The sequence below is a fragment of the Collinsella sp. AM42-18AC genome (genome assembly GCF_003467965.1).
GTDB lineage: Bacteria > Actinomycetota > Coriobacteriia > Coriobacteriales > Coriobacteriaceae > Collinsella.
This window is the reverse complement of record NZ_QSFY01000001.1, coordinates 186,212-205,363: the sequence shown is the minus strand read 5'-3', so window position 1 is coordinate 205,363 and position 19,152 is coordinate 186,212. Positions and strand designations below refer to the sequence as shown.

The window sequence follows — 19,152 nt, the reverse complement described above, 5'->3', positions numbered from 1 at the left end:
GGCACCGGCGCAAACGCGGGCGCCCCACCGCTTTTCGTATCGCACTTGTCTGAAGCGTGCTCCAATGTGCAACAATGGCGTTTCGCCCTGTCAGACGCGAAAGGAAGCCCATGTCTCAGAGAAGCACCAGTCCGCTCAAGCGTTCCACCGTGCGCCGCACGCTGCAGCGTTTTTGGGATGTCACGCGCACGCAGCCGCTGATTGTCTTTCTCTCGGTGCTCTCGTCGGCGGGCTACATCTTTTTGCTCACGTTTGCCAACACCTACGTGATGGCCCTCATCGTCGACCGCGTCCAGGCCGGCCCCGTGGCGGGCGATCAAGTATTCGAGGTCTTCGGCCCCTATATCCTGGCGCTTGTACTCGTTAACCTGGTGGGTCAGATCCTCTCCAAGCTACAGGACTACACCGTCTACAAGCTCGAGATTGCGGGCAACTATCACCTGGCGCGCCTGTGCTTTGACACGCTCTCCAATCAATCCATGACATTCCACACCAGCCGCTTTGGCGGATCGCTCGTGAGCCAGACGAGCCGTTTTATGAGCGGCTACACGGGTCTGGTGGACGTGACGGTGTATTCGCTCATCCCCACTATCACCTCGGTCATCTGCACCGTGGCGGCGCTCGCTCCGGTGGTGCCCACATTTACCGTGATCCTGGTGTGCATCATGGTCGTCTACATTGCGTTTGTCTGGCTTATGTACAAGCGCATCATGCCGCTTTCGGCCGCGACGTCCGCCGCGCAGAACAAGCTCTCGGGCGTGCTCTCCGACGCGGTCACGAACATCCTGGCCGTCAAGACCTGCGGGCGCGAGGACTTTGAGCACGATCTGTTCGATGCCGCCGACCGCGCCGCGCGCGATGCCGAGACGGTCTCGATGCACGCCATGATGCAGCGCAACTTTACGACCTCGGGCCTTATCGTCATCACCATGGCCGTGGTGAGTGTGTTCGTGGCGGGTGGCAATGCGTGGTTTGGCATCTCGGCCGGCTCGCTCGTCATGATCTTTACCTACACCTATAACCTCACCATGCGCCTGAACTACGTGAGTTCCATGATGCAGCGTATCAACCGCGCTTTGGGCGATGCGGCCGAGATGACGCGCGTGCTGGACGAGCCACGCTTGGTGGCAGACGACCCGGATGCCCCCGAGCTCAAGGTGAGCGAGGGCGCGATTGATTTTGAGCACCTGAGCTTTGCGTACCGTGACGCTGCGGCGGGCGAGAACGTGTTCGATGACCTGACACTTCATGTGGCGGCGGGCCAGCGCGTGGGCCTGGTGGGCAAATCGGGCTCGGGTAAGACGACGCTCACCAAGCTGCTGCTGCGCCTGGACGATGTCCAGGGCGGCCGCGTGCTCGTGGACGGTCAGGATGTCTCGCGCTGCACGCAGCAGAGCCTGCGCCGCCAGGTTGCCTACGTGCCGCAGGAAGCGCTGCTGTTCCACCGCTCCATTCGAGAAAACATTGCCTACGGTCGTCCCAGCGCCACTGATGAGCAGATTCGCGAGGCTGCGCGCCTGGCCAACGCCCTGGAGTTTATCGACCGCTTGCCTCGTGGCTTTGACACCATGGTGGGCGAGCGCGGCGTCAAGCTCTCGGGCGGCCAGCGTCAGCGTGTGGCTATCGCCCGCGCGATTCTCACCGACGCGCCGATTCTGGTGCTCGACGAGGCGACCTCTGCCCTCGACAGCGAGTCCGAGGCGCTGGTGCAGGAGGCGCTCGAAAACCTGATGCGTGGACGTACCTCCATTGTGGTGGCGCACCGCCTGTCCACCGTGGCGGCGCTCGACCGCATTGTGGTGCTGGCCGATGGTGAGATCGTCGAGGACGGCACACATACGCAGCTTGTCGAGGCGGGTGGCGAGTACGCGAGCCTGTGGAGCCGTCAGACCGGCGCATTCTTGGAGGCGTAAGCGTCTCGGACGTGGGACAATTGTGCCCATAGGTTTGTTGTGCCGTTGAGCCAAGGAGTCGTTATGCCACGCGAGACCAATGCTGCCAAACGCGAGCGCGCCGTTGAGGTGTGCGAGCGCCTCAACCGTCGCTATGGCCCGGTCGAGTGTTTTTTGGACCACGAGAATCCCTTTAGGCTGCTCATCGCGGTGCTGCTCTCAGCGCAGACGACCGACGCGCAGGTCAACAAGGTGACGCCGAAGCTGTTTTCCCAGTGGCCCACGCCCGAGGCTATGGCGGGGGCAAGCGTGGCCGATGTGGCCGATACCATCAAGTCGCTTGGCTTTTATAAGAGTAAGGCCAAGCACGCCGTGGAGGCCGCGCAGATGATCGTTGCCGATTACGGCGGCGAGGTACCGGCCGACATGAAGGAGCTCGTCAAGCTGCCGGGCGTGGGGCGCAAGACGGCGAACATCGTACTCAACGTGGGGTACGGCATCGTGGAAGGCATCGCAGTGGATACGCACGTCAACCGCATTGCGCACCGCCTGATGCTGAGTCCCAAGACGCATGCCAAGGAGCCGCTCAAGACCGAGCAGGATCTGCTCAAGATTTTGCCGCACGAGTATTGGGAGTCGGTCAACCATCAGTGGATCACCTTCGGTCGCGAGATCTGCGATGCCCGCAAACCCAAGTGCGACGAGTGTCCGCTGGCAGATTTGTGCCCCAGCGTGCGCGTAGCGGGGTAGGGCGGAATGCATCTTCGTCTGGCGTTTTTTGCAGGGCCGGGTTTGCCCTCGAGCAGGAGTCCTCTCCATGCGCTACCATGACAAACAATGATCTTTGACGTACGACCCGCCGAGCTTGCCCCGGCGGGCTTTTGGCGTTGCGATGCCGGAGGAACAGCATGCTCATTCACCGTATAGCCGCGCAGCTCTACACTGCCGAGGCCTTGCAGGCCGTCGAGGCCGGACTCGATGCCGGCGAGGACGTGACGCTGGCCGTGTCGCAGTCGGGCCGTACGCTTATGGCGGCCGCCCAGTTTGCGCGCCGTCCGCGCCCGACGGTCTACATCGTGAGCGGCGAGGATGCGGCCGATCGCGCTGCGCGCAGCCTTGCCGCCTATGTGGGGCTGGCGCGCGTGTGCCGCTTTCCCGAGCGCAAGGACTATCCGTGGCGCGAGCAGGCGCCCGACGATGCCGTGGTGGCGCAGCGCTGCGAGGCCCTGGGACGCATCGTGCGCGGCGACAACTGCATTATGGTCGCCTCGGCCCGCGCACTGCTGCGCTGCGTGCCGCCGGTCGAGAGCCGCTACTGGGAGTCCACGACCTTTGCGGTGGGCGAGGAGATCCCTTTTGACGAGGTGCCGCAGCGCCTGGTGGGCATGGGCTACACCAATGCCGGCGCCGCCGATGCACCCGGCCTGTTCCGCGTGCACGGTGACACCGTCGAGGTGTTTCCCGCACAGGAAAAGGCGCCCGTGCGTATCGAGTTTTTCGGCGACGAGATCGACCGTATCCGCCGCATGGTGAGTTCCACGGGCCAGACCATCGGCAACGAGGACAGCATCGAGATCTTCCCCTGTCGCGAGCTCGCACTCACCGACGACGCCGTCCACAACATGCATGTGGCGCTCTATCGTGCCAGCCAGGACGACAGCAAACTGGCGGCGCTGCTCGAGATGGTGGATGCGCGCATCGTCACGCCCGAGCTCGACCGCTTTTTGCCGGTGATGTACGGCCAGACCGTGAGCCCGCTGTCGCATGTGAGCGGCAAGGCGCTCGTGGTGCTGTCCGAGCCGCGCTCGCTGTTCGACGATTGCCTGCGCGCCTACGAGGATATCGAGGCACGTGCCGGCGAGGCGGGGGTCGACCGTCTGGACGGCCTGTACGTGCGTGCCCAGCAACTCGACTTTGGTGCCCAGCAGCGCCTTAACTACGTGAGCTTGATTCGTGCCGGCGGTGCGGTGACGGCAGAGCTCAAGATTGAGCAGCCGGCCATCGCGGGCTCGGACAATCGCTTTATGACGCGCATCCAGGAGGTCGTGGGCAAGCGCTATGCCTGCGTGTTTGCCATCCCCGACCGCGGTGCGCGCGAGTCGATGGAGCTCACCTTTGGCGATGAGGGTATTACTTTTGAGGAGTCGCTGACGGCCGCGCCCGAAAACGCGGGCGCTATTGGCGACCGCGTGCGCGTGGCAGCGGCAGATTCTGCCGATCGTGCTGTCCGCCAGGATGCTCATGCTGCAATTCGCGAACGCAAGGCCGACGCGCTCAACGCCCGCTCGCTCGAGGCAGGTGCCGCCCAGGCTGCCGCCGGTGCCGCCGTGCCCACCATCTCGCGCGGACGCGTGACCTTTGTCGATGCCGCCTTGCCGCAGGGCGTGGTGGTGCCCGATGCCAACCTGGCCGTGTTCTCGATTGCCGACCTCAACGCCCGCATGGATGCCAACCGCGCGCGCAGCCGCCGCAAGGTGGACATTACGCAGATCACGTTCCCGTTTAAGCCGGGCGACTACGTGGTGCACGCCACTCACGGCATCGCGCTCTTTAGCGAGATCGCGCGCCAGGAAGTGGGCGGCAAGGAGCGCGACTACTTTTTGCTGGAATACGCCGATGGCGACAAGCTCTACGTGCCGCTGGAGCAGGTCGACCGCATTACGCGTTATGTTGGCCCCGACGGTGACAAGCCACGCCTGACCAGGCTCAACACCGCCGACTGGACGCGTGCCACCAATAAGGCGCGCAAGAACGCCAAAAAGCTGGCGTTTGACCTGGTCGATCTGTATACGCGCCGCTCTTCGATTACCGGTATCGCCTGCCCACCCGATACGCCCGAGCAGATTGAGATGGAGCAGAGCTTCCCTTACGACGAGACGCGCGACCAGCTGGAGGCCATCGCTGACATTAAGGCCGACATGGAGGCGCCCAAGCCCATGGACCGCCTGCTGTGCGGCGATGTGGGCTTTGGCAAGACCGAGGTCGCCCTGCGCGCGGCGTTTAAGTGCGTGGACTCCGGCCGCCAGGTCATGGTGCTCTGCCCCACGACCATTCTGGCCCAGCAGCACTACGAGACGTTCTTTGAGCGCTTTGCCCCGTTTGGCCTTGAGGTCGAGGTGCTCAGCCGCTTCCGTACGCCGGCGCAGCAAAAGCGCGCGCTCAAGGCATTTGCCGAGGGCACGATCGACGTGCTTATCGGCACGCATCGTTTGCTTTCCGCCGATGTGAACCCCAAGAACCTGGGCCTGGTGATCATTGACGAGGAACAGCGCTTTGGTGTGCAGCACAAGGAGCAGCTCAAGAACCTGCGCGAGCAGATTGACGTGCTTACGCTTTCGGCCACGCCTATCCCGCGTACCATGCAGATGGCCACGAGCGGCGTGCGCGACATGAGCCTGATCACCACGCCGCCGACTGGGCGTCGTCCCGTGATCGTGCACGTGGGGGAGTACGACCCCGACGTGGTGAGCGCGGCGATTCGCCTGGAGGTGGGCCGCGGCGGCCAGGTGTACTACGTGTCAAACCGCGTCAAGACCATCGACGACGCCGTGGCGCGCGTGCACGAGGCCGCGCCCGAGGCGCGCGTGGGCGTGGCGCACGGCAAGATGAGCCCGCGCGAGGTCGAGGACGTGATGATCGAGTTCGCGACCAAAAAGATCGACGTGCTCATCGCCACGACCATCGTGGAGAGCGGCATCGACAACGCGACCGCCAACACGCTCATCATCGAGGACTCGCAGCGCTTGGGTCTGGCACAGCTCTACCAGCTTAAGGGCCGCGTGGGCCGCTCGGCCACGCAGGCATACGCGTACTTTATGTTCCCCGGCGAGCTGCCGCTCACCGAGGAGGCAACGGCGCGCCTGACTGCACTGTCCGAGTTCCAGGACCTGGGCAGCGGCATGCGCATCGCCATGCGCGACCTGGAGATCCGCGGCGCCGGCTCGCTCATGGGCGCCGAGCAGCACGGCAACCTGTCGAGCGTGGGCTTTGACCTGTTTACGCAGATGTTGGGCCAGGCCGTGGCCGAGGCGCGCGGCGATGACGACGCCGGCGTGGAGGCGGCGAGCGTGGGTATTAATCTGCCGGCCGATTACTTCTTGTCCGAGGAGTACCTGCCGGCGGTGGACCAGCGCGTGCTCGTGTACCGCAAGCTCGCAGCGGCTGAGGACCTGGAGAGCATCGACGAGGTGCAGGAAGAGACCGAGGCCGCGCATGGCGAGCTGCCGTTGGCGGGACTCAATCTGTTCAACCGCGCGCGTATCCGTATCCGCGGCGAGCGCCTGGGGCTCGAGAGCGTCACGCTCAGCGGTGGACGCATTACCTTCCTGGGTGTTGACGTGCCCAAGAAGGTGGCCTTTGAGCTTAAGACCCGCTATGGCGCGGTGAACTTTCCCAAGAGCCGCAAGCTGTCGGTGCCCTACAAGGCGGGCGCCGGCGCGGGCAGCGGCCTGGGTCGCGGCCTCGACGCCAACGACGGCACCGGCCCCGTGGCCGCGGCACTCATGCTGCTGCAGCAGTTGGGTGCCAGCGACGACGACTAACGGGTCGACGCTGCAAACGCCCCATTTGGGCAATCTGACCCTCACTCGTCGGTTGCGTACGCAAGTACGCTTCCCTCCTCCTTCGGGCCACCTTGCCACAAATGGAACGTTTTCGCTTACTTATGCTCAACCTGTAAGGGTATTTACGGGACAAAGCCATCTTCGTCTCACCCACATTGCAGGTTGACTGCCCTTCGCCCGACCGAAAGGAAAGCATGTTCGGATACATCTATAAGAAAGATGTCGCCATTATCGCGGCCGTCCTGTGCCTTTGTCTGGGCGTGGGCAGCTTCTTTGATTATCAAATCTCGAGTGCGCTGTTCAACATCGGCAGCATGTACGGTCGCTTTGTCGAGGCGGCCGGTGAGCTGCCGTTCGAGCTGACGGCGAGCATCGCGGGCGTTATGCTCGTGCGTTCGGCACGCCCCGATTCCAAGACGAGCAAGTGGCTTGCCGCGCTGGGCGTTCTGGTCAACGTGGGCCTGACCGGCTACGAGATCGTTTCGTCCCTGAGGGTTGGCGGCAAACTCATCGCGGCTCAGTTGGTGCTGACGTTTGTGCTGGTCATCGCGGTCAACCTCATCGCCTATCGCCTTACGCGTGACACCGACCCCGACGAGCTCACGCGCTGGGCGCTGATGGTGCTTGCCGTGTGGGTCGCTCAGGCCATCATCCTCAACGTGGTTGTCAAGCCGCTGTGGTCGCGCCCGCGCATGCGCGTGATCGAGGTCACGCCGGGGCTCAATTTTCAGCCGTGGTGGGTGATTGGCAACCCCGACAAGTGGACCTATATCGCCGCCGGCGTAATCAAGGACGGCTTTAAGTCGTTTGCGAGCGGACACACGGCGCACGCGGCGATCGGCCTTATGCTCGCCGGGCTTCCCGCGGCGGCTTTTACGGAAAAGCCGTCGCGACGCCGCGTGGTCTTTTGGGTCGCTGCCGTGGTCGCGGCGCTCGTCGCCTTTGGCCGTATCGTGATCGGTGCACATTTTTTGACTGACGTGAGCTGCGGCTTTGCCCTGGTGTTGGCACTTGAGTGCCTTGCCGCGCGCATTGCCTATCCTCACGGCGTACAATAGCCCCACCTGAATCATCTGGCCGATACCTGGTAAGAGAGGATTGCCATGCTCGCGTTCAACAACGACTATTCCCACGGCGCACATCCGGCGGTGCTGCAGGCGCTCGTCGACACCAACATGGAGCCGCAGCCTGGCTATGGCACCGATGCGCACACCGAGCGTGCCAAGCAGCTGATTCGCGAGGCCTGTCAGGCTCCCGATGCCGACGTATTTTTGCTGGTGGGCGGCACGCAGACCAACGCGACGGTGATTGACATGCTGCTCGCGCCGTACGAGGGCGTGGTTGCCGCCGAGACCGGCCACGTTGCCTGCCACGAGGCGGGCGCCATCGAGTTTGGCGGCCACAAGGTGCTCACCATCCCCGGCTACGAGGGCAAGATGCACGCCGAGGATCTCGAAAACTATATCCAAGTGTTCTACGAAAACGAGAGCTGTGAGCACATGGTGTTTCCGGGCGCCGTGTATGTGAGCCTGTCGACCGAGTACGGCACGCTGTACTCCAAGGCTGAGCTCGCGGCAATCCATGCGGTGTGCCAGAAGCGCGAGATTCCGCTGTTTGTGGATGGCGCCCGCCTGGCCTATGCGCTGGCGGCCGATGAGTGCGACATTACCCTGCCCGAGCTGGCGCAGCTGTGCGACGTATTCTACATTGGCGGCACCAAGTGCGGCGCGCTCTGCGGCGAGGCTGTGGTGTTCTGCGGCATGCACGCCCCGGCGCATCCCATTCCGCGTATTAAGCAGCACGGCGCGCTGTTGGCCAAGGGCCGCCTGACGGGCGTGCAGTTTGAGGCGCTCTTTACCAATGGCCTGTATTTTGAGATCGGTCGCCAGGCGATTGAGACGGCTCAGGCGCTGCGCCGCGTGCTGCATGAGCGCGGCTACGAGTTCTTCTTGGAGACGCCTACGAACCAACAGTTCGTGATTCTGCCCAACGAGGATATGGCCCGCATTCGCGAGCATGCCTCGATCGAGTACTGGGAAAAGTACGACGAGACCCACACGGTGGTGCGCTTTTGCACCAGCTGGGCCACGACGCAGGAGGACATCGACGCGCTGGCGGCTGTCCTGTAGCTTGATGCAATGACGAGGGCCGCCTTGCGCTTGGGTTTGGCGCAAGGCGGTCTTTGCTTTTGAGGGGGAGGGGCTGTATGCCCGAGATGTCCGATCCGACGATTCGCCTGGCGACGCCCGAAGACGCGCCGGCGTTGCTTGCCATCTATGAGCCATATGTGCGCCAGACGGCGATTACCTGCGAATACGAGGTACCGAGCGTTGAGGAGTTCGCCGGGCGCATCGAGCGTACGCTCAAGCGCTATCCGTATTTGGTGATGGAGCTGGACGGGCTTCCGGTAGGCTATGCCTATGTGAGCCCGCTCAACAACCGCGAGGCCTATGACTGGTCGGTCGAGACGTCAATCTACCTGGCGCGCGACGTACGTCACGGCGGCCTGGGCCGCAAACTGCACGATGCACTCAAGCAATGCCTGATCGCGATGGGCATCACCAACATGTGCGCGCTCATCGCCGTGCCGCACGACAAGGACGACGAGTACCTGACGCACAACAGCCAGGACTTCCATGCTCATATGGGGTATCGCCTGGTGGGCGCCTTTGACCGCTGCGCCCAAAAGTTCGGCCGCTGGTACGACATGTGCTGGATGGAGCTGGTTCTAGCCGAGCGCATTCCCAACCAACCCAAACCAACCTGGTTCCCCGACCTCCTCAAACCTACCATTTAGGGACAGGTTTATTTTGGCAGGTTTTTGGCTGTCTTGTGGTATCAAATCGCCGCAAGAAGCGTGGCGTTTGTACGCTATTTTGACCTGGATTGTCCCCTCGGGACGCCTTGCGGGCTAAGTGAGTAGACTTTTTGGCGCAGGCCGAGCACAAAGCGTATCTGCCTTAGTAAAACCGCAGGTCACGGAGGTGGCTGTTTTGAATGTGCTCGGCAGGTCGCGAAAAGTCTACTCACTTAGATTTACGGTGCTGGATATTTTGGGCAGGAACAGTTGAGCTTGGGCGGCGAGTGTTGCCAGGCGATGTTGGCATTTGCGCCATGCCGGCTTGAGATTTAATAAAAACCGCAGGTAAAACGTTTATTAGGTACATTTTGCCTCGTTTGGTGCGCTAGCCGATGGGCTCGGTGTATTTGGCGCGGTCGGTGCGTTGGATGCGCTTGGAGACATGGAGCGGACGGCCGTCGGTGTCGTAGACGTAGTCGGTGATCAGGATCAGCGCCTGCCCGCGCTCGACGTTGAGCAAAAATGCCTCGTTTTGCGACGCATAGCACACCTCAAAGGTCTTATGCCCCTGCGCCGGCGCACGATGGAACTCCTGGCGCAGCGTGGCGTAGAGCGAACCGTTGATATCGCGATCGATGAGCGACCCAAAGCTTGGCGGCAAATAGGTGGTCTCCAGGCACAGTGGCGCATCGTCCAGGTAACGCAGGCGGACAAGTTTGACAAGCTTGCTGCCCACGCTAGCGTCAAAGAACTTGGCCACGCTGCCCATTGCTTTGGCAAAGCCCGAGTCCACCGTGCGCGTGGTGGGCTTCATACCCTGGCCTTCGACCTGCTTGGTATAGCTCGAAAACACCAGGTTGTTCTCGTGGAGCGCCGGCGTGTCAGCCACAAAGGCGCCGCGTCCGCGCTCGGTGCGAACCAGACCCTCGTCAACAAGCACCTTAAGCGCGTGACGCACAGTGCTGCGCGACAGGCCCGATTCGCCCATGAGCTCCATCTCGGACGGCAGCTTGTCTCCGCGCGCGTAGATGCCGGCGGCGATGCGGTCACGCAGCGTACCCGCCAGACGCTCGTATTGGGCCAAGTTCTTTTTCGACGAAGTGCTCATGCGAACAACCTGTATCTAACCTGTATGCTTACTGAACCAAGCATGTATCCAACATGACAACAAAACCGCTGATAATGGATTGCCGAAAACTTTACAGCAAAATATCTAAGACAAATATAGCATACAACTAGTCGACATAACCAAAACATGTATGTAACTTGTATGCCATCAAGAGCATCAAACGAGAAGAAAGGCTGATGCACGATGACTACTCAGGAACAGGTTAAGGATGTCGTCTCCCAGGTTTTGGCTGACAAGGCAGACAAGGGCGGCATCAGGCGCGTCGTGTGGATTGGCGCCGGCGGATCCAACGGCGGCAACTATCCTGCTCAGTACTTTATGGAGCACGAGGCCACGCAGGTCGTGAGCTCCAGCTACACCAGCAACGAGTTCGTGCACGCAACCCCTGCCTACGTTAACGAGAACACCCTGGCCGTCGTCGTGTCCATGCGCGGCACCAAGGAGACCATCGTCGCCGCCCAGGTCGCCAAGGACCACGGCGCCAGCACCATCGCCATCTATGTTGACGAGTCCGGCCTCACCGAGGTCTGCGACTACAAGATCCAGTACGACAGCTTGGCCGTTGACGAGTCTTGCATGGGCCGCACCAACTCCGCCGTCGTGACCATGATCGCCATGGAGCTCACGCAGCAGACCGAGGGCTATGCCGAGTACGAGACCGCTATGGCCGCGTTCGACTTGGTCGACCCCATCTATCGCAAGGCCGTCGAGTACACCCGTCCGCTCGCTGCTAAGTGGGCCGAGCAGAACGCCGACAAGCCCTGCATCAACGTCATGGCCCAGGGCCCGCTCTTTGGTGCCGCCTACGTCTTTAGCATCTGCAACGTGCAGGAGATGCTGCAGATCGACTCCTGCACCATCAACACCTGCGACTTCTTCCACGGCCCCTTCGAGATTCTGGACAAGCGCACCTCGCTGTTCCAGCTCATCAGCGTCGGCCGCAGCCGCTGCAATGACGAGCGCGGCATCCGCTTCGTCAACCAGTACGGTGGCGAGCGCGTCTATCAGCTCGACGCCAAGGAGCTCGGCCTCAACGACATCAAGGACAGCGTGAGCGAGTACTTCAACCACCTGATCTTTGCCCCGATTCTCAACAACGTGTACATGCGCGCTCTCTCTGCCGTTACCCACAAGGACTACATGACGCGCCGCTACATGTGGAAGCTTGAGTATTAGTTACGGCGTTTACCAAACGCCGTAACCGCTCGACGCTGCAAACCCGCCAGAGCGGCAATCTACCTTTCAGCTTCGGCGGCATGACCAGAAGGTCAATGCCGCCTCACTTCAAGGCACCTTGCTCGCTCTGGCGGGTTTTCGCTGACATTGCCAAAACATCGACGATACCGTGGCTGGCGGGACACTCCCTTTGTCTAGAGATTTCCCGTTTGCCGATTTGTGCCTTGAAAAATGTATATAACGACTATAACGTAGTGTGAAACATATTGGAAACAATACCGAGGAGGCTGCGTTGAAGAAAAGCAATCTGGGCTATGTGCTGGTGCTGATCGCCGCGCTTATGTGGGGCAGCATCGGAATCTTTGTAAACGGCATCTCGGCCATGGGCGTTACGTCCCAGAGTATGGCTGCCTTTCGCTTGTTGTCGGGTGCCGTCTTAATGGCTCCGGTCTTGGCATTCATGGGTTGCCAGGGAGGTGCTCGTGAGGGAAAGGCATCGGGTCCCCTGGCACTGTTCAAGGCAAGTCCTAAAGAGCTTGTTCCTTGTGCGCTTCTTGGCATTATCGGCCTCGCCACCGCTAACACGCTTTATTACGAGTGCATGGGCGAGGTGGGCATGTCCACGGCCTCGGTGCTGCTTTACACCTCGCCGGTGTTTGGCGTCATGCTCGGTCGCGTACTTTATCGCGAGGATGTGACTCCCAACAAGCTCGTTGCCATCGCTTTTAACATCGGTGGCTGTGTACTTGCAGTGACCGATGGCGACCTTTCCGGTTTTCATTTTTCGGTTTGGGGCGTCACGTCGGGCGTGATTGCGGGCTTTTGTGGCGCGTCGCTCGCGGTGTTTAGCCGGATAGCAACCAAGACGGTCCACCCGCTGGCTGTCACGTTTTGGGGCCTTGTTTTTGGCGGTGCGGTTATGGCGGCTATCGCGGCTCCGTGGCCAGATGTCGCCGCAGCAATGTCGCCACAGCTGCTGCTGCTGTTCCTTGGCTTTGGACTCATCCCCACAGCCGTGGCCTATGTCTTATATATGCAGGGTCTGTCCATGGGGCTCGAGACGTCGAAAGTTCCCGTCGTAATGTCATTCGAGACGGTCGTCACCGTGCTGCTGGGCATTGGTGTCTACGCCGAGCCCGCCGGTGCGATCAAGGTTCTGGGCATCGTTTTGGTGCTCGCGTCCATCGTGATCATGAACACCGACTTTTCCAAGCTGCGCAACAGTGTGTTTGTCGACCATGTCATTGAGAGCATGACCTTTAAGCCCAACGCGTGGTGGACGGAGAAATCGCAGGACATGGATCTGTTCCGCGAGCGCACGGGCATTACGCTGGAGCCCACCGTGCAGGAAAGCCCCTGGTACTTCGTGCGATAGGGGATTGGCGGAGTGTTTGAGCAGGTAGCGCCCGGCGTTTGGCCGGGCGGTGCCTAGCCAGCGCCGACCTACCCAAGACCATCGTTTCGATTGCGTTAAACCCGCCAACGGTCGTTTTTCACCCGCGAACGGTTTATATACTAATTAGCAAAATAAGCAACGTATAAGACGTTATAATGACCATAACGAAAAGGAGGAGGCAAGATGAATCAGATCATTCTCGCATCTCATGGCGGCCTGGCCGCAGGCGCCAAAGACACGCTCGAGATGGTTCTCGGCGACGTGTCGAACGTCCACGTCGTGTCGCTTGCTCGTGACGACAAGGAGCCCATCACCAATAAGGTGGACGCCATGATCGCCACGTTCAACGCGGACGACACCGTCTATGTGCTGACCGATATGCTCGGCAGCTCGGTCAACAACAGCATGGTCGAGCTTTCCAAGAACGGCACGAAGTTCACGGTTGTCAGCGGTTTCAACATTCCGCTGGCACTGACGCTCGCTATGAGCCCCGCCCCCGTCAAGGGTGCCGAGCTCGCGGCCCTCATCAACGAGGCCCGCACCGGTCTGACCAACCCCAACGCACCGGTCGAGGTCGCCGCGGCTCCCGCCAAGAAGGCCAAGGCGTCCCGTCACAGCTCCGGTCCCGCCAAGATCGTCCTCGCACGTCTTGACTACCGTCTGCTGCACGGCCAGGTCGTCTTTACCTGGACCACCAAGGTTCAGGCCGAGCGCATCATCGTCGTCGACAACGCTGCCGCCAACGATGACATCAAGAAGGGCGCTCTTAAGCTGGCCAAGCCCCAGGGCGTGCGCCTGAACGTCTTCACCGTCGAGCGTGCCCTCGCCAAGATGGACAAGCTCAACACCCTCGGCGAGCGCGTCATGTTCGTCTTTGGCAACACTGCCGAGATGCTGCAGTTCTGCCAGGGCTACAAGCTCGACGCCATCAACCTGGGCGCCACCGCCAACCACGACGGTGCCGAACAGGTCGGCGGCAAGGACAGCTCCGTCTTCTTCGACGCCACCCAGAAGGCCGACGTCAACCAGCTGCTCGACATGGGCATTAAGCTCTATGTCCAGCAGACCCCTACGTATCAGAGCGTCGACATCGACGCCAAGCTGTAATCAACCAGGCTTTTGCCTGACTGAAAGGAGAAGGGTATGAATACGTTCATCAGTGCGGTGCTCGTCGGCCTCGTCGGCGTGTTCTGCATGTGGGACTCCCGCCTGCTCGGTCGTCTTAACTTCGAGCAGCCCCTCGTTGGCGCTACGCTCGTCGGTCTGCTGCTGGGCGATGTGCCCACCGGCCTTGCCGTCGGTGCCGCCGTCGAGCTCGTGTCCATGGGCCTGGTGCAGGTCGGCGCCGCCGTTCCGCCCGATATGGTCCTGGGCGGCATCGTGGCCGCTGCCTTTGCGTGCCTGACCGATGCTTCCGCCGAGACCGCCATGACGATCGCCATCCCGGTCGCCGTCCTGGGTCAGCTCCTCGGCATCGTGTTCCGTTCCATCATCGCCGCCCTCACCCATGTGGCAGATAGCGCGATCGATAACGGAAAGTTCAAGACCGCCTACCGTATGCACATCTGCGCCGGCTCCGGTCTGTACGCCATCATGTACTTCCTGCCGATCTTCCTCGCCGTCTTTGTTGGCACCGACCTGGTTCAGGCCATCGTCAACATGGTTCCCGAGTGGCTGTCCACTGGTCTTAACGTTTCGACCAAGATCATGACCGCCTACGGCTTGGCCCTGCTGCTCACCATGATGATCAAGAAGGGTATGACTCCGTTCCTGTTCATCGGTTTCCTGCTCGCCGCTTACCTCAACCTGTCCGTCATCGCGGTCGCTCTGATCGGTGTGTGCCTGGCTGTCGTCTTCATGGGCTTCAAGTTCAACGGTTCCCATGCAGCCGCCGGTGTCGATTCCGACTACGATCCGCTCGAAGACGACGAAGACTAAGGAGGAACACACTATGGCAACCGCAACCAAGGACGTGTCCCTGAACAAGAAGGTCAGCCAGTTCTTCTGGCGCTCCTGGGCCATCCAGGCCTCTTGGAACTACGAGCGTCAGATGAACATGGGCTTCCTCTACGGCATGGTTCCCACGCTCGATCGCCTCTATCCGGATGAGTCCGACCCCAAGCAGCTCGCTGCTAAGAAAGAGGCTTACCACCGTCACATGGCGTTCTACAACTGCACCCCGCAGACGAGCGCTTTTGTCCTAGGTCTCGCCGCCTCCATGGAGGAGGAGTACGCCAAGGATCCCGAGAACTTCGACCCCGATTCGATCAACGCGGTCAAGACCTCCCTCATGGGTCCGCTTTCCGGCATCGGTGACTCCCTCTTCCAGGGCACCATCCGCGTTATCGCCTTTGGCCTGGGCGTTCAGCTGGCTCAGCAGGGCTCCATCATGGGCCCGATCCTGGCCATGCTCATCTCCATCGTCCCCTCTGTGCTGATCACTTGGTTCGCAGCCAAGATGGGCTATCAGGGCGGCCACGAGTACCTGAGCAAGCTTCAGGGCGGCGACCTCATGGAGAAGCTCATGTATGTCTGCGGTATCGTGGGTCTTATGTCCGTGGGCGGCATGATCGCCACGCTGATCGGCGCCACCACCCCGCTGCAGTTCGCTGACGGCACCGTCGTGATCCAGGACATCCTGGACGGCATGATGCCCCAGATGATCTCCCTCGGCCTCACCGGCCTTATGTACTGGCTCATCAAGAAGAACGTCAACACCGGTTGGCTTCTCGTGATCGCCATCGTGGGCGGCATCGCCCTCTCCGCGGCCGGCATCCTGGCCTAGTCGCGACCCAGCGTCTAACCGCTTTCCCCCGGGGGCCTGTCTGGCATCCCATACCCCAGGCAGGCTTCCATCCCTATACGTGACAAAGGACAGTCCCTTTGTCACATCCTCAACGGGCCGGCGACTCGGTCCAAACCACGGTAACCCTGCGAGCGCCCGGCAATGTGGCGCCGCAAAAAATCGAAAGGAATGTGTCAGATGTACGAGATCGACCTTAACCTCCCTAAGCAGATCGTCGCTGACGTCCTGTCCAACCACGAGATCCACAGCGTCGCCTTCGTCGGCTGCGGTGCTTCCATGTCCGACCTTTACCCTGCCAAGTACTTCCTGGCCAACAACACGGACAAGCTGAACGTTCAGATCTTCACCGCTAACGAGTTCAACTACGACACGCCTTCCTGGGTCAACGAGCACACCTTCGTGATCACCTGCTCCCTCGGTGGCTCCACGCCCGAGACCGTCGAGGCCAACAAGACCGCCAAGAAGCACAACTGCCCGGTCGTCTCCCTCACCAACAAGGCCGGCTCCGCTCTGACCGTCGACGCCGACCACGTCATCGTTCACGGCTTCCATGCCAACTACGCTGCCAAGTGCGAGAAGCCTGGCTACGCCATCGCTCTTGCTCTCGAGATCCTTCAGCAGACCGAGGGCTATGACCACTACGAGGACATGATCACCGGCCTCACCAACGTTTTCGATCTCTGCGAGAACGCCGCTCAGCACTGCAAGAAGCTCGCCAAGAAGTTCGCCGAGGACTTCAAGGACGACAAGATGATCTACTTCATGGCTTCCGGTGCCTCCGAGAAGATGGCTTATTCTCACGCCGCCTTCCTGTTCACCGAGATGCAGTGGATCGACGCCGCCGCCTACAACACCGGCGAGTACTTCCACGGCCCGTTCGAGGTTTCCACCGAGGGTAAGCCCTACGTCTTCTTCATGTCCGATGGCGCTACCCGTCCGATGGACGCCCGCGCCCTCACCTTCCTTGAGCGCATGGGCGCCAAGGTCGCTCTGATCGACTCCAAGGACTACGGCCTGGCTGACGCCGTGCCCGCGAGCGTCATCACCTACTTCAACCCGCTGCTGCACCTCGCCGTTATGCGCGAGTACGGCAACCAGATCGCCGAGGCTCGTCAGCACCCGCTGACCATGCGTCGCTACATGTGGAAGCTTTCCTACTAATCACAAGTAAGTAGACCTTACGGGTTGATTGAGAGGGGATGGGGTTTGCGCCCCGTCCCCTTTTTGCTTTGGGGGCGTGTCTGTCGCGTCGCAAAACACCAGATAAAACCTACCAAAATAAACCTGTCCCTTTTTGGCAGGTGGGAGGAGATGCGTATGATCAAGGCAGTGCTGTTTGATATGGACGGCGTGCTGGTCGATACCGAGTGGTTCTACAACCGTCGCCGCGTGGCGTTTATGGAGGAAAAGGGGTTCCACTTTGACGAGATCCCCGATCTTTCGGGGTCTAACGAGCCTGCCATCTGGAAGTCGCTGGTGCCCGACGATGTTGAGCTGCGCGAGCGCTTGCGCGTTGAGTACAAGCAGGTCTACAGCCCGGTTCACCCTGTTCCGTATGCCGAGCTGCTCAACGAGCAGACGGAGCCGGTGATGCGCGAGCTGCACGAGCGCGGCGTCAAGTGTGCCATCGCGAGCTCGTCCTATCGCGAGCTCATTGACGAGCTGGTGGAGATTGCCGGTATCACCGACGTGCTGGACTACACCATCAGCGGTCACGAGTGCAGTGCATTTAAGCCCGACCCCGAGATCTACCTGCGTGCCATGGAGGCGCTGGGTGTGGAGCCTACCGAGTGCCTGGTTATCGAGGACTCGCCTTTGGGCATCGAGGCCGGCAAGCGCTCCGGCGCGCGCGTCCTGGCACTGCGTCCGCACGAGGGCGTTAACCTGGACCAAACGGGAGCCGACGCCGTCATCGACAACCTCGCCGACATTCTGACCGCTTTGTAGCGTCAATTCGCCGCAAGAAGTGCGGATTCACACGTCTCTTGCGGTGGATTGGCTCATTTTGGCTTCGATTTAGATCCGTTTGGCTTCGACTCGGACTAAGTGAGTAGACTTTTTGGCACATGCCGAGCACAAAGCGTATCTGCCTTAGTAAAACCGCAGGTCGGAGAGGTGGCTGTTTTGAGCGTGCTTGGTAGATCGCGAAAAGTCTACTCACTTAGAATTTGGCTCTTTGGTTGGGGAGCTGCTGGCTCGTTTTGGTTGTCGAGAGAGGGTGAATTGAAGCGCCCTCTCGCGCTCCATGCTACAATCGCCGGCATGCCCCACAATTACATCTGCCTTCGAAAGGAGCCTACGTGGCGAACGCCATCGATCAGCTCACGGACCGCGTGCTCGTGCTCGGCCGTCTCACCATCGTCCGCCGCGCCATTACTGCCGTGGCGGTCACCATCTCCGCCGTTCTCCAGACATTTCTGATTCAGGCGTTCATTCGCCCCGCCGACCTGCTTCCGAGCGGCCTCACCGGCGTCGCGGTCCTGCTCGATCGCGTCACCTCGCTCGGCGGCGTTCATATCGACATCTCGCTCGGCATGCTCGCGCTCAACATCCCCGTGGCGCTCCTTTGCTGGAACGGCATCAGCAAGCGCTTCGTCATCTTCTCGATGATGCAGGTCATGCTCTCGTCGCTGTTCCTCAACATCTTTCACTTCGCCCCGTTTTTGGGCGACAAGATCATGCTCATCATCTTTGGCGGCGTGGTCTCGGGCCTGGGCGCCGCCATCGCGCTTAAGTCCGGCGCATCCACCGGCGGCACCGACTTTATCGCGCTGTGGGTTTCCAACCATACAGGCAAGACCATCTGGGGCGTCATCTTTGGCTTTAACTGCGCTATCCTGGCGATCTTTGGCTTTATGTTTGGCTGGGACAATGCGGCGTATTCCATCGTGTTCCAGTTTATTTCGACCAAGACCATCGACAGTTTCTACCGACGCTACGACCGTGTGACGCTGCAGATCACGACATGCAAGGCAGACGAGGTCATGACAGCCTATGTTGACCATTTTCAGCATGGCATTAGCTGCGCCGAGGTCATTGGCGGATACAGCCGCGAAAAGATGTATCTGCTGCACGCCGTTGTCTCGACCTACGAGAGCCAGGACATTATCAAGCTGGTGTGCGATATTGATCCCGGCGCCGTGATCAATGTGTTCCACACGCTCAACTTCGTGGGCGGCTGGTGGGGCGGTCATGTCGACGAGCCCATGCCCACGGCCGTACCCGATCCCGACAAGCCCGCGCGCATGGCCAGCAGGCAGGCGCGCCTCAGCGAGCAGGACAGTCTGCAGCAGGACGACGGCAAGTAAGGATTTGCTGTATGTGGTGTATCGTTTTATCAAACTGAGATAACATATAAAAAGACGTTATATACGTATTAGTTATTTCGCTA

At 60.8% G+C, this 19,152-nt stretch carries 15 protein-coding genes; 14 read left to right on the top strand and 1 reads right to left on the bottom strand.

The window, feature by feature from the left end:
• Positions 1-110: 110 nt before the first annotated feature.
• From DW913_RS00835 to DW913_RS00810, 6 genes are all read left to right on the top strand, one after another.
• Positions 111-1,913, top strand: a complete 1,803-nt coding sequence (locus DW913_RS00835; protein ID WP_117797244.1) for an ABC transporter ATP-binding protein — start codon at positions 111-113, stop codon at positions 1,911-1,913.
• A 63-nt stretch (positions 1,914-1,976) separates the two neighbouring features.
• Complete coding sequence (gene nth, locus DW913_RS00830) at positions 1,977-2,642, top strand: endonuclease III (protein ID WP_117736876.1); 666 nt, start codon at positions 1,977-1,979, stop codon at positions 2,640-2,642.
• Positions 2,643-2,800: 158 nt separating this feature from the next.
• Positions 2,801-6,433, top strand: coding sequence for a transcription-repair coupling factor (gene mfd / locus DW913_RS00825; RefSeq protein WP_117797242.1), 3,633 nt, complete (start codon positions 2,801-2,803; stop codon positions 6,431-6,433).
• A 215-nt stretch (positions 6,434-6,648) separates the two neighbouring features.
• Positions 6,649-7,512 (top strand): phosphatase PAP2 family protein, encoded by an 864-nt coding sequence (locus DW913_RS00820; protein ID WP_117797240.1) that lies wholly within the window; start codon positions 6,649-6,651, stop codon positions 7,510-7,512.
• Between the two features lie 45 nt (positions 7,513-7,557).
• On the top strand, positions 7,558-8,583 hold the full coding sequence (locus tag DW913_RS00815) for a low specificity L-threonine aldolase (protein ID WP_117797238.1): 1,026 nt from the start codon (positions 7,558-7,560) through the stop codon (positions 8,581-8,583).
• 77 nt (positions 8,584-8,660) lie between these two features.
• Entirely contained in the window at positions 8,661-9,251 is a 591-nt protein-coding gene (locus DW913_RS00810; protein ID WP_117797236.1) for a GNAT family N-acetyltransferase, read from the top strand.
• A gap of 388 nt (positions 9,252-9,639) precedes the next feature.
• Here DW913_RS00810 and DW913_RS00805 read toward each other — a convergent pair whose 3' ends face one another.
• On the bottom strand, positions 9,640-10,362 hold the full coding sequence (locus DW913_RS00805; protein ID WP_117797234.1) for a GntR family transcriptional regulator: 723 nt from the start codon (positions 10,360-10,362) through the stop codon (positions 9,640-9,642).
• A 204-nt stretch (positions 10,363-10,566) separates the two neighbouring features.
• Here DW913_RS00805 and DW913_RS00800 point away from each other — a divergent pair, with 204 nt between their 5' ends.
• The 8 genes from DW913_RS00800 to DW913_RS00765 all read left to right on the top strand — a co-directional run bounded on the left by DW913_RS00800 (position 10,567) and on the right by DW913_RS00765 (position 19,069).
• On the top strand, positions 10,567-11,559 hold the full coding sequence (locus DW913_RS00800) for an SIS domain-containing protein (RefSeq protein ID WP_117640936.1): 993 nt from the start codon (positions 10,567-10,569) through the stop codon (positions 11,557-11,559).
• 292 nt (positions 11,560-11,851) lie between these two features.
• Positions 11,852-12,934, top strand: coding sequence for a DMT family transporter (locus DW913_RS00795; RefSeq protein ID WP_117797232.1), 1,083 nt, complete (start codon positions 11,852-11,854; stop codon positions 12,932-12,934).
• 204 nt (positions 12,935-13,138) lie between these two features.
• Positions 13,139-14,062, top strand: coding sequence for a PTS mannose/fructose/sorbose transporter subunit IIAB (locus DW913_RS00790; protein ID WP_117640938.1), 924 nt, complete (start codon positions 13,139-13,141; stop codon positions 14,060-14,062).
• A 36-nt stretch (positions 14,063-14,098) separates the two neighbouring features.
• Positions 14,099-14,893, top strand: a complete 795-nt coding sequence (locus tag DW913_RS00785; RefSeq protein WP_022095161.1) for a PTS sugar transporter subunit IIC — start codon at positions 14,099-14,101, stop codon at positions 14,891-14,893.
• Positions 14,894-14,906: 13 nt separating this feature from the next.
• On the top strand, positions 14,907-15,740 hold the full coding sequence (locus DW913_RS00780; RefSeq protein ID WP_117629034.1) for a PTS system mannose/fructose/sorbose family transporter subunit IID: 834 nt from the start codon (positions 14,907-14,909) through the stop codon (positions 15,738-15,740).
• Between the two features lie 198 nt (positions 15,741-15,938).
• The gene (locus DW913_RS00775; RefSeq protein WP_229077274.1) at positions 15,939-16,922 is read left to right on the top strand and encodes an SIS domain-containing protein; all 984 of its coding nucleotides are present in this window, start codon (positions 15,939-15,941) and stop codon (positions 16,920-16,922) included.
• Between the two features lie 156 nt (positions 16,923-17,078).
• Positions 17,079-17,708, top strand: a complete 630-nt coding sequence (locus DW913_RS00770) for an HAD family phosphatase (protein WP_158558606.1) — start codon at positions 17,079-17,081, stop codon at positions 17,706-17,708.
• Positions 17,709-18,061: 353 nt separating this feature from the next.
• Positions 18,062-19,069 carry a YitT family protein gene (locus DW913_RS00765; RefSeq protein WP_117797230.1) on the top strand — a complete coding sequence of 336 codons (1,008 nt, stop codon included), beginning with the start codon at positions 18,062-18,064 and terminating at the stop codon, positions 19,067-19,069.
• Positions 19,070-19,152 lie beyond the last annotated feature (83 nt).